The following is a 23955-nucleotide window of genomic DNA, read 5'->3' on the forward strand; positions in this document are numbered from 1 at the left end:
TCCTTGATTACATCTTCTCGTACGGCTTAAAGCGCAGCTGCAGGCCGCGCAGCTGATCGATACGCGCGTCGTAACGGGCCTGCTGGAGGCTGCCGAGTTTGACCTGCGAGCTGGCGCTGCTGAGCGCGGAAATGGCCTGATCGAGGCGGCCTACCAGGGCAAAGCCTTCGGCGCGCGCCGCCAGCTCCTGATCGCGGTTGCCGAGCTGGGCTTCCGCCTGAGCGAGCAGATCCCAGCCGTTTTGATCGTCTTTATTATTAAAGGTGTAACGGTTCAGAATGGTCGCCGCTTCACCCGGCTGGCCGCCCTGCAAATAAGCGTTCGCCAGGTTAAGCTGCAGCACCGGGTTGGTACGGACATCTTTTGCCCCTTTCAGGCGGTTAATCGCATCGGCCGTTTTCTTCTGACCCAGATCGATATCCGTCGACAGATCGAGGTACCACGGGTTGTTCGGGTCGGCAGCCAGGAGCGGTTGCAGCGCTTTACGCGCCTCGTCGTATTTACTGGCTTCCATCGCCTGGAGCGCCTGACCATACTGCGCGGCGTTCTTCTCGCGCACGTTGCCTTTTGCCAGGGTATCCAGCAGGTCGCTGGTGAGCTGGTTACGCCCGGAATTGTACATCCCAAGCGTTCTCACTTTCGCCATGTAGAAATCCTGCGAAGACTGGACCACCACCGGGCGCATCTGGTTGGCACGGTTACGCGCGTCCGACAGGCGGCTTTCCGGCAGCGGGTGAGTGAGCAAAATTTCCGGCGGACGGGAAGAGTAACGCGCCTGATCGAGCAGTTTTTCCAGGAAGCTCGGCATGGCCTGCGGGTCAAAGCCCGAACGCTGCAGCACCTGAATCCCGATGCGGTCCGCTTCCTGTTCGTTTTGCTGGGTAAAGCTGATCATCCCCTGGCGCGTTCCCGCCAGCGTACCGGTCAGAGCCGCCATCCCGGCCTGCGGGCTGGCCATCGCCAGCAGAATAGAGCCCAACGCGCCGACCCAGGTGAGGGGGGCGTTACGTTTCTGGTCTTCCATCGCTCGCGCCAGGTGACGCTGGGTGACGTGCGAAATTTCGTGCGCCATCACCGAGGCCAGCTGGCTTTCGTTGTCTGAGTAGCGGAATAACGCCGAATGCAGCACCACGTTGCCGCCAAAGAAGGCGAAGGCGTTGATTTCGTCATTATTGATTAAATAGAAATGGAAAGGGGTTTTTACCGAGTCGGCGTGCGAAACCAGACGCATCCCCAGCCCGTTTATGTACTGTACCAGCAAAGGGTCGTTAATCAGCGGGGCGCTGCCGCGCAGCTGGCGAACATAGTAATCCCCCATTTGCATCTCTTGCCCAATAGAGAGCGTACTTCCTGCTGTGGTGCCCATGTCCGGCAATGTATCGGACGAGTCAGCAAAAGCGGGCAACACCTGACCGACCGTCACCGCGGCAATCAGTGTTGCAACCAGTGTTTTTCTCAATTGCCTGAACATAACCACTGTCCTGTATGTTGGATGTGCTAATTTGACCGATGAACCGGCATATCGTTCATCTCTGCTGCCCTGCGAGTGTAGCCATGTTATAGCATGAAGAAAATCCCATTCATCAGGCTTTTGCGGATTGCGATTGGGATACAAAAAGCGAAAGTCTTTTTTGTGACAGTTAGATACAATTCACCGTCTCACTCCCGCCATTCGATTCAGGGAAGGGTTGTATGCTCGAAATGTTAATGCAGTGGTACCGGCGTCGCTTCAGCGATCCGGAAGCCATTGCTTTGTTGGTTATTCTGGTCGCCGGGTTCGGTATCCTGTTCTTCTTCAGCGGTCTGCTTGCCCCTCTGCTGGTGGCGATTGTGCTGGCGTACCTGCTGGAGTGGCCTACGGCGCGCCTGGAACATATCGGTTGTTCCCGCCGCTGGGCGACCAGCATCGTGCTGGTGCTGTTTGTCGGCATCCTGCTGCTGATGGCCTTTGTAGTGATGCCGGTTGCCTGGCAGCAGGGAATCAACCTGATTCGCGATATGCCCGGCATGTTGAACAAACTGTCTGATTTCGCCGCCACGCTGCCGCGTCGTTATCCTGCGCTGATGGATGCCGGGATTATCGACGCGATGGCCGAAAACATGCGCGCCCGCATCATGACGATGGGCGATTCGGTGGTGAAGTACTCCCTGGCGTCTCTGGTCGGACTGCTGACGCTGGCGGTTTACCTTGTGCTGGTGCCGCTGATGGTCTTCTTCCTGGTGAAAGATAAAGACCAGATGCTCAACGCCGTGCGCCGTATTCTGCCGCGCAACCGCGGGCTGGCGGGGCAGGTCTGGGAAGAGATGAACCAGCAGATCACCAACTATATTCGCGGCAAGGTGCTGGAGATGATTGTCGTGGGGGTCGCCACCTGGATTGGCTTCCTGATTTTCGGCCTGAACTACTCGCTGCTGCTGGCTGTACTGGTAGGGCTTTCGGTCCTGATCCCGTACATTGGCGCGTTTGTGGTGACTATTCCGGTGGTTGGCGTGGCGTTGTTCCAGTTTGGGCTGGGTACCGAGTTCTGGAGCTGCTTCGCGGTGTACCTGATTATTCAGGGGCTGGACGGTAACCTGCTGGTACCGGTGCTGTTCTCCGAAGCGGTGAACCTGCATCCGCTGGTGATTATCTTATCGGTGGTGATTTTCGGCGGGCTTTGGGGATTCTGGGGCGTGTTCTTCGCCATTCCGCTGGCAACGCTGATTAAAGCGGTCGTCCACGCGTGGCCGGATGTGCCGGCGGTGGAAGAGAAGTAATGTTGAGCGGCCTGATGCCCTCACCCCGACCCTCTCCCACGGGGAGAGGGGGAAAACACTAAAAACGGCAACCTGGGTTGCCGTTTTGCATTTGCCTTGTAGGTCGGGTAAGGCGAAGCCGCCACCCGACACTCACTTTCAGGCACTTTCTTTCAGCCAGTTCAACACCACGTCGTGGTGGTTGCTGGTTTTGAAGTCGTCAAACACGTGTTCAACTTTACCGTCAGCGTCAATGAGGAAGCTGATGCGGTGAATGCCGTCGTAGGTTTTACCCATAAACGTCTTCTCGCCCCAGACGCCGAACTGCTCGCATACCTGATGATCTTCGTCAGAAAGCAGCGTGAAGTTCAGCAGCTCTTTTTCAGCAAATCGTGACAGCTTTTCTGGTTTATCAGTGCTGATACCCAGCACTTCCACGCCGACTTTCTTCAACTCGTCCATGTTGTCGCGTAAGCCGCAGGCCTGTACGGTGCAGCCGGGGGTCATGGCTTTCGGGTAGAAATAGACCAGAACACGCTGTCCCTGGAAGTCGGTCAAATTTACTTGCTCGCCGTCTTGATCCGGTAAGCTAAATTTCGGTGCGATGTCACCGGCTTTCAGTGGATTCATTACTCAACTCCATCCTGTTCGTGCTGCGAATAATTGACGACGCTTATACTGCCCTGCGCGTTTAATTCTGTACAGAGGGCTTTGAACGCTTGCTCGATATTTGACGCATCCTGTGACGCAGGACTGTGCGCGGTAATTTGAATAAAAAGCGTGGGAACCGTGCTTGCGTCCCCCGGCTGCGTACGGGAAACCAGTTCGGCAATATTCATCTGATGACTGTCAAAAAGCGCCGTGAAACGCTCAATCAGATGTGGAGAATCAGGCACTTCAACCTGTACCCAGACGGTAGAAGGCAATGCCGGACGCGGACGCGCAGTAGTGCGCTTCATGACGATCAGCAAATCCAGCTCGGCGCCCTTCAGCGGCAGAGTCGATTCAATCAACGTGATGGCGTTCCATGTCCCGGAAAGCAACATAATAAATGTGAACTCTTCGCCGAGCATGGCCAGACGGCTGTCTTCGATATTACATCCGCAGCTGCTTACGTGGCGGGTGATGGTGTTCACGATACCCGGCCTGTCGGCACCCAGCGCAGTGATAACCAGGTAATGTTGTGATGAGGTTGTCAAACCTGTTCTTCCTTTGCATGGTTAAGTCTTCCTAAGGAAAGCATAAAAAAAACATGCATACAACCGCCTGAGGCCCTCAGGTCGCTTGCTTTTATTACAGTTCCAAACGTACCATTGAGACTCTTGTTCGCACAGAGGATGGCTCATGTTCACGGGAAGTATTGTCGCGCTTGTAACACCGATGGATGAAAAAGGTAATGTCTGCCGGTCAAGCATGAAGAAGCTGATTGATTACCATGTCGCCAATGGAACCTCGGCGATCGTTTCGGTAGGGACTACCGGTGAATCCGCAACGCTGAGCCACGACGAGCACGGCGATGTAGTGATGCTGACCCTGGAACTGGCTGACGGACGTATTCCGGTCATCGCGGGCACAGGCGCGAATGCCACCGCAGAAGCGATCAGCCTGACCAAACGTTTTAACGACAGCGGCATCGTTGGCTGTCTGACGGTGACCCCTTATTACAACCGTCCAACTCAGGAAGGTTTGTTCCAGCACTTCAAAGCCATCGCTGAACATACTGACTTGCCACAAATTCTGTATAATGTGCCGTCCCGTACCGGTTGCGATATGCTGCCGGAAACCGTTGGCCGTCTCTCGGAAGTAAAAAATATTATCGGTATTAAAGAGGCGACAGGGAACTTAAGCCGCGTTCATCAGATCAAAGAGCTGGTTTCAGACGACTTTATCCTGTTGAGCGGTGATGATGCGACCGCGCTGGACTTTATGCAGCTCGGTGGTCATGGCGTGATCTCCGTAACGGCAAACGTTGCGGCGCGCGACATGGCTGAAATGTGCAAACTGGCCGCGGCCGGTCACTTTGATGAAGCGCGTGTCATAAATCAGCGTCTGATGCCGCTGCACAATAAATTATTTGTCGAACCCAATCCGATCCCAGTGAAATGGGCATGTAAGGAGTTGGGGCTTGTAGCAACCGACACGCTGCGTCTGCCAATGACACCGATTACCGACCACGGTCGTGACATCGTCAGGGCGGCGCTGAAGCATGCCGGTTTGCTGTAGAGTTTAGGGAGATTTGATGGCTTATTCAGTACAGAAGTCGCGCCTGGCGAAGGTTGCGAGTGTTTCGCTTGTTATGCTGCTCGCTGCCTGTAGTTCAGACTCGCGCTACAAGCGCCAGGTGAGCGGTGATGAATCCTATCTGGATGCGACCCCGCTTGCTGAACTTCACGCACCGGCTGGTATGATCCTGCCGATTCAGAACGGCGATTATAATATTCCCGTGACCAACGGCAGCGGCCTGGTCGGTAAAGCGCTTGATATTCGTCCGCCAGCACAGCCTCTGGCGCTGGTCAACGGGGCGCGTACCCAGTTCACCGGTGATACCGCGTCTCTGATGGTTGAGAGCGCGCGCGGTAGCAATCTGTGGCCGCAGGTTGTCAGCGTCATTCAGTCGAAGAACTACACCATCGATAAACGCGATGACGCCAGCCAGACGTTAACCACCGACTGGATCGAATGGAACCGTCTGGATGAAGATCAGCAGTACCGCGGTCGTTATCAAGTCTCCGTAAAACCACAGGGTTACCAGCAGGCGGTTAACGTTAAGCTGTTGAACCTGGAGCAGGCGGGTAAACCCGTTGCGGATGCCTCGTCCCTGCAGCGTTACAGCACCGAAATGCTGAACGTGATTGCCGCGGGTCTGGATAAGACCGCGACCGATGCCGCTAACGCTGCGCAGAGCCGCAACGGTGTGACCTTCGATGTCCAGAGCGGCGCGGATGATACCGGCCTGCCAATGCTGGTGGTGCGTGCACCGTTTAACCAGACCTGGCAACGTCTGCCAGCGACGCTTGAAAAAGTGGGCATGAAAGTGACCGACAGCACGCGTTCGACCGGCAGCATGACGGCAACGTATAAGCCGCTCTCCGACAGCGCATGGCAGGAACTGGGCGCGAAAGATCCTCAGCTTGCCTCCGGTGACTACAAGATTCAGGTAGGCGACCTTGATAACCGCAGCAGTCTGCAGTTTATCGATCCAAAAGGTCACACGCTGACCCAGTCGCAGAACGATGCGCTGGTCGCTGTCTTCCAGGCAGCATTCAGCAAATAAATACGAGGGCTGGTGAATCCAGCCCTTTTTATTTTCGTGCTACGCAAACGTGTGCGTGGCATAATATCCCCAGTTTTGAACACAAATCATCACACCAGGAGTAATGAAGATGCAGAAGCAAGCTGAGTTGTATCGTGGCAAAGCGAAAACCGTATACAGCACGGAAAACCCGGATCTGTTGGTGCTCGAGTTCCGCAATGATACGTCAGCAGGGGATGGCGCACGCATTGAGCAGTTCGATCGTAAAGGCATGGTGAACAACAAGTTCAACCACTTCATTATGACCAAACTGGCCGAAGCGGGTATCCCGACCCAGATGGAAGCGTTGCTGTCCGATACGGAATGTCTGGTGAAAAAACTGGATATGGTTCCGGTTGAGTGCGTTATTCGTAACCGTGCGGCGGGCTCCCTGGTGAAGCGTCTGGGCATTGAAGAAGGCATCGAACTGAATCCACCGCTGTTCGACCTGTTCCTGAAAAACGATGCCATGCACGACCCGATGGTCAACGAATCCTACTGCGAAACCTTCGGCTGGGTGAACAAAGAGAACCTGGCGCGCATGAAAGAGCTGACCTACAAAGCTAACGACGTGCTGAAAAAAGTGTTTGATGACGCGGGCCTGATCCTCGTCGACTTCAAGCTGGAGTTTGGTCTGTTCAAAGGCGAAGTGGTGCTGGGCGATGAGTTCTCACCGGACGGTAGCCGCCTGTGGGATAAAGAAACCCTGGATAAAATGGACAAAGACCGTTTCCGTCAGAGCCTGGGTGGCCTGATTGAAGCGTACGAAGCGGTTGCTCACCGTTTAGGCGTTAAGCTCGACTAACTCCCTCACTTGCCAAAGGATGTTCCCATCCTTTGGCGTCTTACCTTTGTTTCCTATGGTAATCTTGCCGTTAACCGCCTACGATCATAGCTATTATTAATGGAATAGTTCGAGGTGGTTATGCGCTGGCAAGGGCGTCGTGAAAGTGACAATGTAGAAGACAGACGCAGTGATGGCGGCGGCGGTCCTTCTATGGGTGGGCCAGGCTTCCGCTTACCCAGCGGCAAGGGCGGTATCATCCTGCTGATTGTGGTTTTAGTCGCGGGGTATTACGGCGTCGATCTCACCGGGTTGATGACCGGTCAGCCGCTGCAACAGCAGGAGCATTCTCAGCGCTCCATCAGCCCGAATGAAGATGAAGCGGCCAAATTTACCTCCGTTATTCTCGCCACAACAGAAGACACCTGGGGTCAGCTGTTCGAGAAGATGGGGCGTACCTACCAGCAGCCGAAGCTGGTGATGTACCGGGGTGCAACCCGCACCGGATGCGGTACCGGGCAATCTGTGATGGGGCCGTTCTACTGCCCGGCAGACGGCACCGTCTATATCGATCTCTCTTTTTACGATGACATGAAACGCAAGCTTGGCGCTGACGGTGATTTTGCCCAGGGCTACGTGATCGCGCATGAAGTCGGCCATCACGTGCAAAAGCTGCTGGGGATTGAGCCAAAAGTACGCCAGCTGCAGCAAAATGCCTCGCAGGCGGAAGTTAACCGGCTGTCCGTCAAAATGGAGCTGCAGGCGGACTGCTTCGCGGGCGTCTGGGGCCACAGCATGCAGCAGCAGGGCGTTCTGGAATCCGGCGATCTTGAGGAGGCGTTAAATGCCGCTCAGGCTATCGGTGACGACCGTCTTCAGCAGCAGAGCCAGGGGCGCGTCGTGCCGGACAGCTTCACTCACGGTACCTCACAGCAGCGCTACAGCTGGTTCAAACGCGGTTTCGACAGCGGCGATCCGGCGCAGTGTAATACCTTCGGCAAAGCGATGTAATGCTGGCGTTTGAACAGCTGATACGCGAGCTTGAGCGCACCGGCCATCGTCGGCTGGTGGTGCTCAGCGGTGAGGCGCAGTGGACGTTAACCCAGGCGGTTGCCCTGCGTGACGCCTTGCCCGGAGACTGGATTTGGCTGGACGAGCACCCTTCAAAGGCCATCAGCGGCATGCTGGGACGCGAGTTCCGCCATGCTGTTTTTGACGCCAGCGCCGGGTTTGATGTCGCCGCGTTTGCCGCCCTGAGCGGAACGCTGAGCGCCGGAAGCCTCCTGGTGCTGCGGGTTCCGTCGCTTTCTGACTGGGCCGACAGGCCTGACAGCGATTCTTTGCGCTGGAGCGACAGCGCTGAAGCGATAGCCACGCCGCATTTTGTTCACCATTTCTGCCGGACAATTGACGCCGACCCCGACGCGATCGTCTGGCTTCAGGGCCGCGCGTTATCCCTTCCGCCTTTACCCGACGCGCCAGACTGGCAGCCTGCCAGCGGCGCCCCGCAGCGCGAGCAGGCAGAGATCCTGGATGTGCTGCAGACAATGCCGGATGGCATCGTGGCCGTCACCGCCGCGCGCGGGCGCGGAAAATCAGCCCTGGCGGGAATGTTGCTAAACCGCATTGCAGGCAGCGCCGTGGTTACCGCGCCGTCGAAAGGAGCGACGGATATCATCGCCCGCTTTGCCGGAGAGCGTTTTCACTTTATGGCCCCGGACGCGCTACTTGCCTCTTCACACCAGGCAGACTGGCTGATTGTTGATGAAGCCGCTGCGATCCCCGGACCTCTGCTGGAAAAGTTAGTTGTCCGTTTTCCTCGCGTGCTGTTGACCACCACGGTGCAGGGATATGAAGGAACGGGCCGGGGATTCTTGCTTAAATTCTGCGGTCGGTTTGCCGGGCTGCGACGCTACAGCTTATCTACACCGGTACGCTGGGCGGCGGGCTGCCCGCTTGAGCGGGTTGTCGCCAGCGCGCTGCTGTTTGACGACACGCTGATCGACCGTCGCCCGGAAGGAGAGGTGCATTTAACGTCTCTGACGCCGACGGCATGGGAAAGCCGCCCGGCGCTTGCTGCGAGCGTATACGAGCTCCTCTGTGCGGCGCATTATCGCACCTCGCCGCTCGATTTACGCCGCATGATGGACGCGCCCGGGCAGCAGTTTGCCGTTGCCGAAACGAACCCGGTTATCGCCGGGGCGCTTGCTGCGAGCGTATACGAGCTCCTCTGTGCGGCGCATTATCGCACCTCGCCGCTCGATTTACGCCGCATGATGGACGCGCCCGGGCAGCAGTTTGCCGTTGCCGAAACGAACCCGGTTATCGCCGGGGCGCTCTGGCTGGTGGAGGAGGGCGGGCTCTCTCCTGAGCTAAGCCGCGCCGTGTGGGCAGGTTACCGGCGTCCGCGCGGGAACCTGGTGGCGCAGTCTCTGGCGGCGCACGGTGGCTCTCCGCTGGCGGCGACGCTCAGAGGACGACGGGTGACCCGCATTGCCGTACATCCTCACCGTCAGCGGGAAGGGATTGGCCAGGCGCTTGTTCGCGGCGCCAGCGGCGAAGATTATCTGTCGGTGAGCTTTGGCTTTACCGACGAGCTTTGGCGTTTCTGGCAGCAATGTGGGTTTGTGCTGGTGCGGATGGGCAGCCATCGTGAAGCCAGCAGCGGCTGCTACACCGCAATGGCCTTGCTGCCGCAGAGTGAGGCAGGGCGTCAGCTGTGTGAGCAGGAACATCAGCGTTTGTGCCGGGATATGCGCGTCCTGTCGGCCTGGAACGGTGAAAAGATCCCCGTAGAAGACGGCTGGGAAGCTACCCTTAATAATGACGACTGGCTGGAGCTGGCGGGGTTTGCTTTTGCTCATCGGGCGTTTTCAACCTCGGTTGCCGCACTGACGCGGCTGTTGTTAACCGTGGACATGCCGCTTCCGGCCCTGCGTGGGAAAATGGCAGGAAAAACAGAAGACGTTGGGCGAAAAGCGTTGCTGGCAACGTTGCGGAGTGAAACCGCGCAAGCGATTGAAAGCCTTGACTATCCGCGCAGCCAGCAGTTGAAAGAAGACATTTTGCAATGGCAATTTTTTCAATGACTTCTTCAGTAAAGTGGCATGGTCATTCACGTCGGGAGGCGTAGAATCCAGGTCATCTATTAAGGAGACCACCATGAAACACGACCATTTTGTTGTTCAAAGCCCAGACAAACCGGCTAAACAGTTACTGCTTCTGTTTCATGGTGTTGGCGATAATGCCGTCAATATGGGGCAGATTGGCAGCTGGTTTGCGCCCGTTTTCCCCGAAGCGCTGATTGTCAGCATCGGTGGCGTAGAGCCATGCGGCCCGAGCGGGCGCCAGTGGTTCTCGGTTCAGGGCGTGACGGAAGAGAACCGTCAGGCGCGCATTGATGCCATCATGCCGACCTTTATCGACGTCGTCCGCTACTGGCAGCAGCAGAGCGGCGTGGGTGCCGACGCAACCGCGCTGATCGGCTTCTCGCAGGGGTCAATCATGTCGCTGGAAAGCGTAAAGGCGCACCCGGGTCTGGCTTCGCGGGTGATCGCATTTAACGGCCGTTTTGCGACGCTACCGACCAGTGCGACCACGCAGACCACGATCCACCTGATCCACGGTGGCGAAGATCGGGTGATTGAGCTCTCGCATGCGGTTGCCGCCCAGGAAGCGCTGATTCGCGAAGGTGGGGATGTGACGCTGGATATCGTTGACGATCTGGGCCATGCCATTGACGACCGTAGCATGCAGTTCGCGCTCGATCGTTTGCGCTATACCGTTCCTAAGCACTACTTTGATGAAGCGCTCAGCGGCGGTAAGCCGGATAATGATGATATTGTTGAGTTTATGTGATTCTTCCCCCTCTCCCATGGAGAGGGGGAATCGGATCGATTACTTCTTCTGGTCCTTCTTCGGCCAGTCGTCGTCATCGTCCCACTTGTCGTTGAAATCACGGTGCGGGGGAAGATCCGGTTTATTGGCGAGAAATTTTTTATGGTCCACGCGCTTAAGGTCTTTAATCACGTTAAGCAGTACGCCGACCAGAAAAACCAACACCAGAATCCACCAGTACTTTGAAAGCCAATCCATTCGCTATTCCTCTCAGAGCGTTCGTCAGGCGACGATTTGCTCCATAATACGTTGATACATACGGGCCAGCAGTTGTAAATCTGCCGCATTGACACACTCATTGATTTTATGAATGGTTGCGTTCACTGGTCCCAGTTCGACAACCTGGGCCCCCATACGGGCGATAAAGCGTCCGTCTGAGGTACCACCCGTTGTCAGCAGCTGTGGCTTAATTTCATTATAGTGCTCGATGGCGTTCACCACCGCATCCACCAGTTTGCCGCGCTGCGTCAGGAACGGCTGGCCGGAAAGCCACCACTCCACGGTGTAGCGCAGCTGATATTTTTCCAGCAGGGCGATAACGCGCGCCTTGATCATCTCATCGGTCAGCTCAGTGCTGAAGCGGAAGTTGAACTGGACGAAGTAATCCCCCGGGATCACGTTATTGCTGCCGGTCCCGGCCTTGACGTTAGCAATCTGCATGCTGGTCGGCGGGAAGAACTCGTTGCCCTTATCCCACTCAATCGCCACCAGCTCGCTCAGCATTGGCGCGGCGCGGTGGACCGGGTTATCGGCCAGATGCGGGTAAGCAACGTGGCCCTGAACGCCGTGAATGGTCAGGTTACAGGTCAGCGAGCCGCGGCGTCCGTTTTTGACGACGTCACCCACCACTTCGGTGCTGGACGGCTCGCCGACCAGACAGTAATCGAGACGCTCGTTGCGCGCCATCAGCGCTTCAACGACCTTCACGGTACCGTTGTGCGCGCTGGCTTCTTCGTCAGAGGTGATCAAAAACGCGAGGCGATTTTTGTGGTTCGGATGCTGCGCCACAAAGCGCTCTGCCGCCACGACCATCGCCGCCAGAGAGCCTTTCATGTCTGCCGCGCCGCGACCAAACAGCATGCCATCGCGAATGGTCGGCTCAAACGGCGGGTTAATCCAGCGGTCCGCGTCACCTGCGGGAACGACGTCAGTATGCCCGGCAAAGGCCAGCGTTTCGCCCTGGCCGCGCCACGCCCAGAAGTTCTGGGTATCGCCAAAATCCATGCGTTCAACGGTAAAACCGATGGCGCGCAGGCGTTCAATCATAAGAGCCTGACAACCTGCGTCGTCCGGGCTAAGGGAAGGACGGCGAATAAGCTGCTGAGTCAGCTCAATGACCGGGCATGACATAAACTACACCTCAACGAAAAAAGTCGGAATAAAGGGTTTCACTGAAACCCAGCAGCATAGGCTGCCCTGGCGCGCAGAGCAATGGGCGTTTGATAATTGCCGGCATCTCGAGCATCAGTTTTGCCGCGCTGTCGGCGTCAACGATGCTGGCGCGCAGAGATTCGTCCAGCTTACGCCAGGTGGTGCCGCGGGTGTTCAGCAGGGCTTCCCATCCCAGTTCGCCGATCGCGCTATGCAGAAATTCTGCATCAAGCCCGTCGGCACGGTAATCGTGGAAGCGGTACTCCACGCCGTTAGCTTCCAGCCAGCGGCGGGCTTTTTTGATGGTGTCGCAATTTTTAATGCCGTACATCACAACCATGGTGAATCCTTTTGACGTTCTGATAATTAAATGTTCAGTAAATTCGAAGATATATCCTTAAGTGGAATATAACACATTCAGGAATCGTCTGGATTTACGCTTCATCTTAATTCAACTCACATCTGTACGCTGAATATTCTTTCATCATTTAAGCATAGATGTCCATAAACTTTAAAAACCCAATAAACTCAGCCAATAAAATAAAACTCACCCGTCCGTAGGGTTATTTCAAAATATTGCTGGCGGTCACAAAAAATTGAGGGCTCTCCGTTCATATTTATCATAAATCCCCGCAGGACGTGGGGTACAATCACAGCAATTGGTTAAATAGTCTTCACAATGATGGTACGTTTTTGTAGAATGCGAATAATAATAAGAGAGGTTGTTATGATTGAACGTGAACTGGGGAACTGGAAAGATTTTATCGAAGGTATGCTTCGTAAATGACATTCAGTAAGAATTGCAAGAGCACTAAAATAAGTAAAATAACCATAGTGTGAATTAATCACACAATAAAAAGGCGGCCGATAAAGCCGCCTTTTTTTATTTCAATTACTTACTCCGCCCGTTCCTTTAGCGGGAAGCGGCGACGCACCAGCACAAAGAACAGCGGAACGAAGTAAATGGCCAGAATGGTGGCCGAAATCATGCCGCCCATCACCCCAGTGCCGACGGCATGCTGGCTGCTGGAGCCTGCACCCGTACTGGTTGCCATTGGCAGAACACCAAAGACAAACGCCAGCGACGTCATCAGGATCGGGCGTAAGCGCTGGCGGCAGGCGTGAAGCGTAGCGGCCATCAGCTCGTGACCTTTGGCATTCATTTCATTGGCAAACTCAACGATCAGAATGGCGTTTTTCGCCGATAGCCCAATGACGGTGAGCAGGCCCACCTGGAAGTAAACATCGTTCTCCAGGCCGCGCATCCAGGTCGCGAGCAGCGCGCCGATAACCCCAAGAGGGACGACCAGCATGACCGAGAACGGGACCGACCAGCTTTCATACAGGGCGGCAAGGCAGAGGAAGACCACCAGCAGAGAGAGCGCGTAAAGTGCGGGAGCCTGTGCCCCGGAGAGACGCTCCTGGTAAGACATGGCCGTCCACTCCAGACCAAAACCGGCGGGCAGCTGTTGCACCAGTTTTTCCATGGTGTCCATGGCGGTACCGGTGCTGACGCCCGGCGCGGCTTCCCCGACGATTTCAACCGCAGAATAGCCGTTATAGCGCTCCAGGCGTGGCGATCCGCTTTCCCAGCGTGAGGTCGCAAAGGCAGAGAACGGCACCATGCCGCCAGCGTTATTCCTGACAAACCAGCGGTTTATATCATCCGGCAGCATGCGGAACGGCGCGGCGGACTGGACATACACTTTTTTCACGCGGCCGCGATCCATAAAGTCATTCACATAGCTCGACCCCCACGCCGTTTGCAGGGTGTCGTTGATATCGTTGATCGAGACGCCCAGCGCCTGAGCCTTGCGCTGATCGATATCCACCTGAAGCTGCGGACTGTCGTCGAGGCCGTTATGACGAACGCGGGTCAGGCCGGGATCGTTTCCCGCCAGCGCTAACAGCTTATCGCGTGCCGCCATCAGCGCCGTGTGGCCCGCACCGGCGTGATCCTGCAGCTCCATATCGAACCCGGCGGAACTGCCCAGCCCGCTTATCGCCGGCGGACTGCTGGCAAAGACGCGCGCTTCTTTGATGTGCGCAAAGGCTTTTGTCGCACGTTCAATGATGGCAAATGACGTTCCCGTTCTGGTATCGCGTTCGTCCCAGTCCTTCAGGCGGACAAACATGCGGGCGACGTTCTGCCCGTTCCCGCCCGGACCGGAGCCGACGGTAGAGAAGACCGACACAACGTTATCTTTCTCTTTGGTGAAGAAGTACTGCTCCACTTTCTGAACCACTTTCAGCGTCTGCTGCTGCGTTGCGCCGCTCGGAAGCTGCACCGAGGTGGTGAACATTCCCCGGTCTTCCATCGGCAGGAATGAGGTGGGAAGATGCATAAACAGCCAGACCATGCCGCCCAGCAGCACAACGTAAATCATCATCCAGCGCAGGCTGCGATGGAGCACACCACCGACGGCAGATTCATAGCGCGCGGCATTGCGGTTGAACATCCGGTTAAACCAGCCGAAGAAGCCTTTCTGCCCGTGATGCTCCCCTTTGTGCAGCGGTTTCAAAATAGTGGCGCACAGCGCGGGGGTGAGGATCAGCGCGACCAGCACGGAGAGCACCATCGCCGAGACGATGGTGATCGAGAACTGACGGTAAATCGCCCCGGTGGTGCCGCCAAAGAAGGCCATCGGGATAAAGACGGCCGACAGCACCATCGCAATCCCGACCAGCGCCCCCTGAATTTGCCCCATGGACTTGCGCGTCGCCTGGCGCGGAGAGAGCCCTTCTTCGCTCATGATGCGCTCGACGTTTTCAACTACCACGATGGCATCATCCACCAGAAGGCCAATCGCCAGCACCATCGCAAACATCGTCAGGGTATTAATGCTGTACCCGAACGCGTAAAGCACCGCAAAGGTCCCCAGCAGCACCACCGGAACGGCAATGGTGGGGATTAGCGTCGCGCGGAAGTTTTGCAGGAACAGGTACATGACCAGGAACACCAGCGCGATGGCTTCCAGCAGGGTCTTCACCACGTCCTCAATCGATGCTTTTACGAAGGAGGTGGTTTCATAGGCAACTTTGTACTCCAGCCCGTGCGGGAAATACTGCGACAGCTCGTCCAGGCGGTCCAGCACCAGTTTCGCCGTCGCCATTTCGTTCGCGCCGGAGGCCAGTTTAATCCCCAGACCGGAGGCCTGATTGCCGTTAAAGCGGCTCAGGTAGTCGTATTTCTCCGCCCCCATTTCCACCGTGGCGACATCGCCCAGACGCACTTCCGACCCGTCCTGATTCACGCGCAGGGTGATGTTGCGGAACTGGTCCGGCGTCTGCAGCAGGGATTGTGAATTAATGGTGGCGTTCAGGGCTTGCTTATCAACGGAAGGCGTTCCCCCCAGTTGCCCCACGGCAATCTGGGCGTTCTGGGCTTTTATGGCATCCGTCACGTCGGTTGCCGTCATCTGGTAGCTGTTCAGCTTGTTGGGATCGAGCCAGATACGCATGGAGTACTGTGAGCCGTAAGCGTCGATATCCCCGACGCCGTTAATCCGGCTGATGGGATCCTGAATATTACTGGCGACGTAGTCCGCGATGTCCTGTTTATCCATCGAGCCATCCGTCGAGACAAAGGCGATGGTCAATATGTTGGTATCGCCGGTTTTACGCACGGTCACGCCCTGGTTCTGCACCGCCTGGGGCAGCTTGCGCATGGCCGACTGCAGCTGGTTTTGAACCTGCTGCACCGCTTCGTCCGGGTCGGTGCCCGCCTTAAAGCTCAGGGTAACCGTTGCCTGTCCCGTGGCGCTGCTTTGCGAGGACATGTACATCAGGTTATCCAGACCCGTCATGTTCTGCTCGATAACCTGCGTCACGGTATTTTCCAGCGTCTGTGCGGACGCGCCGGGATAGTTTGCGGTGACGCGCACGTTCGGCGGTGCCAGGTCGGGGTATTGCTCAACGGGAAGTGAAGTAATCGCCAGGACGCCTGTCAGACACAACAGGATGGCAAGCACCCAGGCAAAAATGGGGCGATCGATGAAAAAATTCGCCATGAAAGTGTGACCTCGTTTTGCTGCACGTCATTATTGTTTATTGCCCGCATAACTTTAGCGGTAAGGCCCAGGTCAAACGTGGAGAAATAAAGGAGATAATGTAAATTATCATGCGCTTTTCCCTGTGCGTGCCCCTTTACCGTTATTTACCCGTTAACGGCACAGGCGCCGGGAACGTCACGCTGACCAGGGTACCGCCGTTTTGCGGCTGTGAAAAGTGCAGCACTCCTCCAAGCCGTTGCGCGCGTTCGCGCATAATGTTCAGCCCGTAGTGTCCCGGCGGCTCGCTGGCTTCGCCAATCCCGATACCGTTGTCGCGAATGCTGACGCTGTGCGTCCCGTCCGCTGCGGTCACGCAGTTCACCGCGATTTCGCTGGCCTGCGCGTGCTTAATGGCGTTCAACACCGCCTCACGCACGATCTGCAGCAAATGCACCTGTTTTTGCGCGTCCAGCGCCAGCGAGGAGAGGCGGCAGTCAAGATGCAGCTTCGCCTGCGTCTGGCTCTGCAGGACGTCGAGGGACTCCTGCAGCGCCGCGGGTAAATTCGCGTGGTTCAGCGTCAGGCGGAAGGTGGTCAGCAGCTCGCGCAGCTGCTGCCAGGCGTTGTTCAGCTCGCGGGAGAAGTCGGTGATAATGGCCTGCGCTGGGGTATTGTCCTCCGGCACGGCGCGTTTGAGCAGTGCAAGCTGAATGCGCAGATACGACAGCACCTGCGCCAGCGAATCGTGCAGCTCGCGGGCAATGGTGGCGCGCTCCTCCATCAGCAGCAGCTGCTGGTAATGTTTTTGCGCCTGGTTAAAGTACAGCCCGCGCCCGAGCATGGTCGCCACGCTTCTCATCAGCGGGAGGGGGACGCTGTCCGCCTCGCTTTGCCAGCGCAGCTCGCCGTAAAGCGTGTCCTGCATCAGTACGGGCAGGTTTTGCAGAGGGATACCCTCGGACTCCGTCCCTTCACACAGCCGCCAGTCGTCGCTGGTGCGCAACTCCAGATAATTCATCTGCGTATAGTCATGGACAATCTGCAGGATATGCCGGAAACAGAGGCTGTCTATCTGGCCGGTATTCAGCGCCTGCGAGCACTTGAACAGCATGTCGAGCTGCTGGTGGGCTTCGTGCAGGTGCCGCGTCTTTTCCGCAACCGAGGCTTCGAGCGAACGGTAGAGCGTATCGAGCTCGGCTGACATGTGGTTAAAGGCGCGCGAAAGCTGGCCCAGCTCGTTCGGCAGGGCGCTATCCGGCGCAGGAGTGGCAAACTCGCCGCGCTGAATGAGTTCGCTGGCCGCCACCAGGTTATTCAGCGGAAGCACCACCTGACGACGGATGCGTCGCAGGGTAAACAGCGTCAGCAGCAGGATCCCAAGTGCGCCAGCCAGCGAGAGCAGGGTGACCGTCTGTATTTTATGTTCGGTGTAGTGCTGGAGGGCCAGGACAAAGGCATCAATGCGCCCGACAAAATCTTCGATATTGCGTTGATACCACGCGCTGTCGCCGCGGGCGATGCGCGCATCCATCTCCTGCCAGGCCACATGCAGCTGCTGATAGCGTGCTTTAACATTGTCCGGGACGTACCAGCGGTTCAGCTTCTGCAGGGCAGGCGCGCCGAGCGTCTGTTGCCAGCTCTCGCGATGTACAGCAAGGGAAGGGCTGTTGCGCTGCATCTCATAACCCAGACGATAGCTCTGCATGCGCAGCGAACCGGCGATATTAATGGCTTCGGCATCACGCTGGCTGCTGGCCAGCGTCAGCAGCGCGACGGTGCTGGTCAGCACGGATAAGGCAATGATCGAAAAGAAAGCCCAGGCAAGGCTTCCGGAAACGGGTCGTTTAACGGTCACAGAACGGCTCTCTGAATAAATTGATCTGCCACAGGTTCACTGGAAATAATTGGGCGTTCCGGGCATTTGAACATTGCCCGATCGCACCGTGATGCGTAAATACCATACTCTTATAAAGAGAAAGGTTATTGAACCAAAAACAGGTGTGGTTATGAATCGTTTTATTATGGCTAGCAGCCAGCAGTGCATTGGGTGTCGCGCCTGCGAAGTGGCCTGCGTGATGGCGCACAACGATGAGCAGCATGTCCTGAGCGAGCGCCATTTTCATCCCCGTATCACGGTACTGAGATCTGGCGAGAAGAGCCGCCCGGTGACCTGTCATCATTGCGAAAATGCACCCTGCGCGCAAAGCTGCCCGAACGGCGCCATCAGCAAATGCGATGACAGCGTACAGGTGAATCAACAAAAATGCATCGGCTGTAAGGCCTGCGTGGTGGCCTGCCCGTTTGGCACGATGGAGATTATCGTCACCCCGCTCGACAACGGCGGCGTGAAGGCCTCGGCGAATAAATGCGATCTCTGTCTGACGCGTCCACACGGCCCGGCATGTATCGAAAATTGCCCCGCGGATGTCCTCTCTCTGGTAACGCCTGCCGCGCTGGATAACCTGGCGAAATCGCGCCGCCTGCGCACGGCCTGCCTGGAGGCGCAGCCCTGGCATGCGGAAGCCGTCAGAGAAGACGCTTCGCGCACCAAACTGCAGCAGATGCAGGCGACGGCGCCACGCGGCGAGCCCGACAAGCTGGCTGCCGCAGAACGCGTGAGCCATTTTAACGAAATTTACCTGCCGTTCCGGGCCGAACAGGCCGCCCGCGAGGCGTCGCGCTGCCTGAAGTGCGGAGAGCACAGCATTTGCGAATGGACCTGCCCGCTGCATAACCATATCCCGCAGTGGATCGAGCGCCTCAGCGCGGGGGACATCACCGGCGCGGCCGAGCTTTCTCATCAGACCAACTGTTTACCTGAAATTACCGGCCGCGTCTGTCCGCAGGATCGATTATGCGAGGGTGCCTGCACAATACGTGAAGTGGCGGGATCCGTGACCATCGGTAACATCGAGCGCTATATCGCCGATCGCGCGCTGGCGATGGGCTGGCGGCCGGATATGTCCGCCGTCACGCCGTCAGATAAACGTGTCGCGATCGTCGGCGCGGGGCCCGCCGGGCTGGCGTGCGCCGACGTGCTGGCGCGCAGCGGCGTGAGCGTGACGGTCTATGACCGTCATCCGGAGATCGGCGGTTTGCTGACCTTCGGTATCCCGGCGTTCAAGCTAGACAAATCGCTGCTCGCTCGGCGCAGAGAGATATTTACCGCGATGGGGATCCGCTTCGAGCTGAACTGCGAGGTGGGCCAGGACGTGTCGATGTCGCAGTTAAAGAACGATTACGACGCCCTGTTTATTGGCGTGGGAACCTATCGTTCGATGAAGGCGGGTATCCCACATGAAGACGCGCCGGGGGTCTACGACGCGCTGCCTTTCCTGGTGGGTAACACGCGGCATGTTATGGGCCTGGAGGCGACAGCCAGCGAGCCGTTCATCGACACCCGCGGCCTGAACGTGGTGGTGCTGGGCGGAGGCGACACCGCGATGGACTGCGTCCGCACCGCGTTACGCCACGGAGCGGAAAACGTCATCTGCGCCTATCGTCGGGATGAGGCCAACATGCCGGGCTCGAAGAAAGAGGTGAAGAATGCCAGAGAAGAGGGAGCCGCATTTGAATTTAACGTCCAGCCGGTTGAGCTCACGCTGGATCCGAACGGTAAGGTCAACGGTATCCGGATGCTGCGTACCGAGCTCGGAGAGCCGGACGCGCAGGGACGGCGTCGGCCCGTTCCGGTGGCGGGCAGCGAGTTTGTGATGGCCGCTGATGCGGTCATCATGGCGTTTGGTTTTAACCCGCACGCGATGCCGTGGCTGCAGGCGCAGGGTGTCGAAACGGATGACCGGGGGCGGATCGTGGCCTCCGTCGAGAGTCGTTACCGTTACCAGACGACCAACCCGCAGATCTTCGCCGGGGGCGATGCGGTACGCGGCGCGGATCTGGTGGTGACCGCGATGGCGGAAGGCCGTCATGCCGCGCAAGGGATACTCGACTGGCTTGGGGTTAACGCGCCAAAACATCATTAAGCCGGCGGGCGACAAAGCGGGATTCACGGCGTAGTATAGGACGACTCATTGTGTCGTGGAGCCCGTATGACCCTGAAAATTGACGTTATCAAAGACAAAATTCTTTCTGAAAACTACTTTGTCCTGCGTAACATCACCTACGATCTTACGCGTAACAACGGTGAAGTGATCCGCCACAGGCGCGAGGTCTACGACCGCGGTAACGGAGCAACCATTCTGCTCTATAACCGTGAAAAGCAGAGCGTGGTGCTGATCCGCCAGTTCAGGGTGGCGACATGGGTTAATGGCAACCCTGACGGACGTTTGATTGAAACCTGCGCGGGCCTGCTCGATGACGATGAGCCGGAAGTATGCATCCGCAAAGAGGCCGTCGAAGAGACCGGCTTCGAAGTGGGCGAGGTCAAAAAGGTCTTCGAGCTGTTTATGTCGCCGGGCGGCGTAACGGAAATCGTCCATTTCTTCATTGCGGAATACAGCGACGCGCAGCGCACCCACCGGGGCGGTGGCGTAGAGGATGAAGATATCGAAGTGCTGGAGCTTCCTTTTGTCCGGGCGCTGGAGATGGTGCGTTCAGGCGAAATCAGGGATGGTAAAGCGGTGATCTTACTGCAGTATTTACAGACTACCGGGCTGATGAATACTCCTTTCGAACGGATATAACCTCTTTTTCGGGTATATCTGATAAATCCGATTGAGCAACCCCGGCGGGAACACGAAGATACTGCCCAGTTACGCGTTTTCGTTCCGGGATTGTGCCATTCATGCGCTACAGCGTCTTTTTCTTTTCCCTGTTTTATGTGCTCCTCGCGACGCAGGTGTGGGCTGCACCCGCGCAGCAAGGCTTTTCTGACTGGCAGGTGACCTGCAATAACCAGAACTTTTGCCTTGCCCGCAACACGGGCGAACACCGTGGCCTGGTCATGACGCTCACCCGAAGCGCCGGGGCGAAAACGGATGCCACGCTGCGTATCGATCTCGGCGGTCTTGATACTCCTTCCGTGAAAGAACCTGAGATTGCCCCCCGGCTGCTGCTGGATAATGTTCCCGTGAAGCTGGACAAACAGCGCTGGCAGCTTACGCCCTGGCATCTGAAAACGGACGATGCGGCCACCATCACCGCCTTTCTGAAAAATATCCAGGAAGGGAAGGCCCTGACCCTGCGCGGCGGTAAACAGGTGATTTCTCTCAGCGGTCTGAAAGCCGCGCTGCTGTTCATTGATGCGCAGCAAAAGCGCGTTGGCAGCGAAACCGCGTGGATCAGGAAAGGTGACGATCCGCCGTTAAGCGTACCGCCCGCACCCGCCCTGAAAAAGGTGGCGACCGTTAATCCTACCCCAACTCCGCTTTCCCATGCCGAACTGAACGACCTGCTGGATTACGGTACCGGCAGGATGAACAGCAGCCAGTGCTCGCTCGATCCTAACCGCCGGGAGGTGCGCGTCACCGCGTTAACCGATGACAAGGCGCTGCTGATCGTCAGCTGCGAGGCGGGGGCCTATAACACCGTCGATCTGGCGTGGCTGGTGTCACGTAAGAAACCGTTCTCTGCCCGCAGCGTCAGGCTGCGTCTGCCGTTTACGCCTTCAAGCGAAAGCAGCGAAATGGAGCTGATGAACGCCAGCTTTGATGAGAAGACTCGCGAGCTGACAACGCTTGCGCTGGGGCGTGGTTTGGGCGATTGCGGGATCCAGACGCGCTGGCGTTTTGACGGCCAGTGTTTCCGCCTGGTGCGTTATGCTGAGGAACCCAGCTGCGATAACTGGAACGGGCCAGACGCCTGGCCCACGCTGTGGATCACGCGGTAGCTTTTTGCCGGGTGGCGGCTTCGCCTTATCCGGCCTACAAAAACCGAACCGTAGGCCCGGTAAGCGTAGCGCCACCGGGCACGCAGACCGCGCTACAGCACGCTCAACGCCTTCTCAACCACGTTCTCAACGGTAAAGCCGAAGTACGGGAACAGCTTATCGGCAGGGGCGGACTCACCGTAGCCCCGCATGCCCACAATCGCTCCTTTGAGCCCGACATACTTGTACCAGTAGTCGGCAATTCCGGCCTCCACCGCCACTCGCGCCGCGACGCTGGACGGCAGGACCGATTCCCGGTACGCCTCGTCCTGGGCGTCAAAGATATCCGTTGAGGGCAGGGATACGACCCGCACCGCGTGGCCTTCTGCGGTCAGTTTCTCCGCCGCTTTCACCGTGATTTCCACCTCTGAACCGGTCGCAATCAGGATCACGTCCGGCTTGCCGCCGCTGTCTTTCAGGATATAGCCGCCGCGGGCGATGTTCTTCACCTGCTCCGGAGTGCGCTCTATCTGCGCCAGGTTCTGGCGTGACAGAATCAGTGCCGTCGGGCCGTTATGGCGTTCTACCGCCAGCTTCCAGCCCACCGCCGCTTCGACCTGATCGCAGGGACGCCAGGTGCTGAAGTTTGGCGTCAGGCGCAGGCTCGCCAGCTGTTCAACCGCCTGGTGGGTGGGGCCGTCTTCTCCCAGACCGATGGAGTCGTGGGTATAGACCATAATCTGCCGCGCCTTCATCAGCGCTGCCATGCGCGCCGCGTTACGGGCGTATTCGACGAACATCAGGAAGGTGGCGGTGTAGGGTACGAAGCCGCCGTGGTGAGCGATGCCGTTGGCGATCGCGGTCATCCCGAACTCGCGCACGCCGTAGTGGATATAGTTCCCGGCAATGTCCTCTTTCAGCGATTTCGAGCCCGACCAGATCGTCAGGTTGCTTGGCGCCAGGTCCGCCGAGCCGCCGAGCAGTTCGGGCAGAATAGGGCCGATTGCGTTCAGGGTATTTTGCGACGCCTTTCGGGTAGCGATTTTTGCCGGGTTGGACTGCAGGTTTTCAATCAACGCCTGAGTTTTATCGTCCCAGTCCTCTGGCAGACCGCCGCTCATGCGGCGGGAAAACTCGGCGGCCAGATCCGGGTGCGCTTTTTTATAGGCGGCAAACTTCTCGTTCCAGGCGTGCTGGGCTTTCTCACCATCTTCACGGGCATCCCAGGCTCTGTAGATCTCTTTCGGGATCTCAAACGGCGGGTATTTCCAGCCCAGCTTCTGCCGGGTCAGCGCCACTTCCTCCTCGCCCAGCGCCGCGCCGTGCGCCTCTTCTTTGCCGGCCTTGTTCGGTGAGCCGAAGCCGATAACCGTGCGGCAGATAATCAGGGACGGTTTGTCCTTCACGCTCTGCGCTTCCTGAATCGCTTTTTTCACCGCCTCAGGATCGTGGCCGTCGATCTCATGCACCACGTGCCAGTGGTAGGCCTCGAAGCGTTTTGCCGTGTCGTCGGTAAACCAGCCTTCGGTTTCCCCGTCGATAGAGATGCCGTTGTGATCGTAGAACCCGATCAGCTTGCCCAGCCCCAGGGTGCCCGCCAGGGAGCAGACCTCGTGCGAGATCCCCTCCATCAGACAGCCGTCACCCATAAACACGTAGGTGTAGTGATCGACAATCTCGTGGTCCGGCTGGTTGAACTGTGCCGCCAGCGTACGCTCGGCAATCGCCAGTCCGACCGCATTTGCCAGCCCCTGACCGAGCGGCCCGGTGGTGGTCTCCACGCCCGGCGTATAGCCAATCTCCGGGTGTCCCGGGGTTTTGGAGTGCAGCTGGCGGAAGTTTTTCAGCTCCTCAAGCGGCAGGTCGTATCCGGACAGGTGCAGCAGGCTGTAGAGCAGCATCGAGGCGTGACCGTTGGAGAGAATAAAGCGGTCACGGTCGTACCAGGTGGGATCGTTGGGGTTGTGCTTCAGGAAGTCGTTCCACAGCACTTCGGCAATATCGGCCATGCCCATCGGTGCGCCGGGGTGGCCGGAATTGGCTTTCTGCACGGCATCCATGCTGAGGGCGCGAATGGCATTGGCGAGATCTTTACGGGACATAGTTCACTCCGTGG

20 protein-coding genes are annotated in these 23955 nt (G+C 57.6%); 11 read left to right on the forward strand and 9 right to left on the reverse strand.

Annotated elements, in window-relative coordinates:
- Positions 1–7 precede the first annotated feature (7 nt).
- Positions 8–1471 carry a beta-barrel assembly-enhancing protease gene (bepA, locus tag RVY89_RS02745; protein ID WP_484826826.1) on the reverse strand — a complete coding sequence of 488 codons (1464 nt, stop codon included), beginning with the start codon at positions 1469–1471 and terminating at the stop codon, positions 8–10.
- 221 nt (positions 1472–1692) lie between these two features.
- Here bepA and RVY89_RS02750 point away from each other — a divergent pair, with 221 nt between their 5' ends.
- Complete coding sequence (locus RVY89_RS02750) at positions 1693–2757, forward strand: AI-2E family transporter (RefSeq protein ID WP_033146172.1); 1065 nt, start codon at positions 1693–1695, stop codon at positions 2755–2757.
- Between the two features lie 138 nt (positions 2758–2895).
- Here RVY89_RS02750 and bcp read toward each other — a convergent pair whose 3' ends face one another.
- Together bcp and RVY89_RS02760 are read right to left on the reverse strand one after the other, a co-directional pair.
- A complete protein-coding gene (gene bcp / locus RVY89_RS02755; protein WP_008501635.1) occupies positions 2896–3366 on the reverse strand; it encodes a thioredoxin-dependent thiol peroxidase in 471 nt (156 codons plus the stop codon).
- Complete coding sequence (locus tag RVY89_RS02760) at positions 3366–3935, reverse strand: glycine cleavage system transcriptional repressor (RefSeq protein ID WP_104950379.1); 570 nt, start codon at positions 3933–3935, stop codon at positions 3366–3368. The genes bcp and RVY89_RS02760 overlap by 1 nt, the downstream gene beginning before the upstream one ends.
- Positions 3936–4080: 145 nt before the next feature.
- Between RVY89_RS02760 and dapA the strand changes: the two genes are divergently transcribed.
- From dapA to ypfH, 6 genes are all read left to right on the forward strand, one after another.
- A complete protein-coding gene (dapA, locus tag RVY89_RS02765) occupies positions 4081–4959 on the forward strand; it encodes a 4-hydroxy-tetrahydrodipicolinate synthase (protein WP_008501633.1) in 879 nt (292 codons plus the stop codon).
- Between the two features lie 16 nt (positions 4960–4975).
- Positions 4976–6010 carry an outer membrane protein assembly factor BamC gene (gene bamC, locus RVY89_RS02770; RefSeq protein ID WP_395314449.1) on the forward strand — a complete coding sequence of 345 codons (1035 nt, stop codon included), beginning with the start codon at positions 4976–4978 and terminating at the stop codon, positions 6008–6010.
- Positions 6011–6119: 109 nt separating this feature from the next.
- Positions 6120–6833 (forward strand): phosphoribosylaminoimidazolesuccinocarboxamide synthase, encoded by a 714-nt coding sequence (purC, locus tag RVY89_RS02775; protein ID WP_484826827.1) that lies wholly within the window; start codon positions 6120–6122, stop codon positions 6831–6833.
- A gap of 120 nt (positions 6834–6953) precedes the next feature.
- Positions 6954–7823 carry a KPN_02809 family neutral zinc metallopeptidase gene (gene ypfJ, locus RVY89_RS02780; protein ID WP_032659348.1) on the forward strand — a complete coding sequence of 290 codons (870 nt, stop codon included), beginning with the start codon at positions 6954–6956 and terminating at the stop codon, positions 7821–7823.
- On the forward strand, positions 7823–9901 hold the full coding sequence (locus RVY89_RS02785) for a tRNA(Met) cytidine acetyltransferase TmcA (RefSeq protein WP_484826828.1): 2079 nt from the start codon (positions 7823–7825) through the stop codon (positions 9899–9901). Before ypfJ ends, RVY89_RS02785 begins: the two co-directional genes overlap by 1 nt.
- Positions 9902–9974: 73 nt before the next feature.
- Positions 9975–10670: an esterase gene (ypfH, locus tag RVY89_RS02790; protein WP_484826829.1), complete on the forward strand. Its 696-nt coding sequence runs from the start codon at positions 9975–9977 to the stop codon at positions 10668–10670.
- A 39-nt stretch (positions 10671–10709) separates the two neighbouring features.
- Here the strand turns inward: ypfH and RVY89_RS02795 are convergent, their stop codons facing one another.
- From RVY89_RS02795 to RVY89_RS02805, 3 genes are read right to left on the reverse strand one after another with little or no spacing between them, the layout of a single operon-like run.
- A complete protein-coding gene (locus RVY89_RS02795) occupies positions 10710–10907 on the reverse strand; it encodes a YpfN family protein (protein WP_014171111.1) in 198 nt (65 codons plus the stop codon).
- 24 nt (positions 10908–10931) lie between these two features.
- Positions 10932–12059: a succinyl-diaminopimelate desuccinylase gene (gene dapE / locus RVY89_RS02800; protein WP_023294260.1), complete on the reverse strand. Its 1128-nt coding sequence runs from the start codon at positions 12057–12059 to the stop codon at positions 10932–10934.
- Between the two features lie 10 nt (positions 12060–12069).
- Positions 12070–12420: an ArsC family reductase gene (locus tag RVY89_RS02805; protein ID WP_484826830.1), complete on the reverse strand. Its 351-nt coding sequence runs from the start codon at positions 12418–12420 to the stop codon at positions 12070–12072.
- A gap of 387 nt (positions 12421–12807) precedes the next feature.
- Here RVY89_RS02805 and ypfM point away from each other — a divergent pair, with 387 nt between their 5' ends.
- Positions 12808–12867 carry a protein YpfM gene (ypfM, locus tag RVY89_RS02810; RefSeq protein ID WP_015572204.1) on the forward strand — a complete coding sequence of 20 codons (60 nt, stop codon included), beginning with the start codon at positions 12808–12810 and terminating at the stop codon, positions 12865–12867.
- Positions 12868–12976: 109 nt separating this feature from the next.
- Here ypfM and acrD read toward each other — a convergent pair whose 3' ends face one another.
- Complete coding sequence (gene acrD, locus RVY89_RS02815; RefSeq protein WP_484826831.1) at positions 12977–16090, reverse strand: multidrug efflux RND transporter permease AcrD; 3114 nt, start codon at positions 16088–16090, stop codon at positions 12977–12979.
- 142 nt (positions 16091–16232) lie between these two features.
- On the reverse strand, positions 16233–17927 hold the full coding sequence (gene narQ, locus RVY89_RS02820) for a nitrate/nitrite two-component system sensor histidine kinase NarQ (protein ID WP_484826832.1): 1695 nt from the start codon (positions 17925–17927) through the stop codon (positions 16233–16235).
- Between the two features lie 151 nt (positions 17928–18078).
- On the opposite strand from narQ, the gene aegA reads away from it, so the two are divergent.
- The 3 genes from aegA to RVY89_RS02835 all read left to right on the forward strand — a co-directional run bounded on the left by aegA (position 18079) and on the right by RVY89_RS02835 (position 21860).
- Complete coding sequence (gene aegA, locus RVY89_RS02825) at positions 18079–20055, forward strand: formate-dependent uric acid utilization protein AegA (protein ID WP_484826833.1); 1977 nt, start codon at positions 18079–18081, stop codon at positions 20053–20055.
- Positions 20056–20121: 66 nt separating this feature from the next.
- The gene (nudK, locus tag RVY89_RS02830) at positions 20122–20715 is read left to right on the forward strand and encodes a GDP-mannose pyrophosphatase NudK (RefSeq protein WP_484826834.1); all 594 of its coding nucleotides are present in this window, start codon (positions 20122–20124) and stop codon (positions 20713–20715) included.
- 101 nt (positions 20716–20816) lie between these two features.
- Positions 20817–21860 carry a DUF1176 domain-containing protein gene (locus RVY89_RS02835; RefSeq protein ID WP_484826835.1) on the forward strand — a complete coding sequence of 348 codons (1044 nt, stop codon included), beginning with the start codon at positions 20817–20819 and terminating at the stop codon, positions 21858–21860.
- A 92-nt stretch (positions 21861–21952) separates the two neighbouring features.
- On the opposite strand, the gene tkt is transcribed toward RVY89_RS02835, so the two are convergent.
- Positions 21953–23941: a transketolase gene (tkt, locus tag RVY89_RS02840; protein WP_484826836.1), complete on the reverse strand. Its 1989-nt coding sequence runs from the start codon at positions 23939–23941 to the stop codon at positions 21953–21955.
- Between the last annotated feature and the right edge of the window lie 14 nt (positions 23942–23955).

Source organism: Enterobacter sp. 3U4, assembly GCF_057224565.1.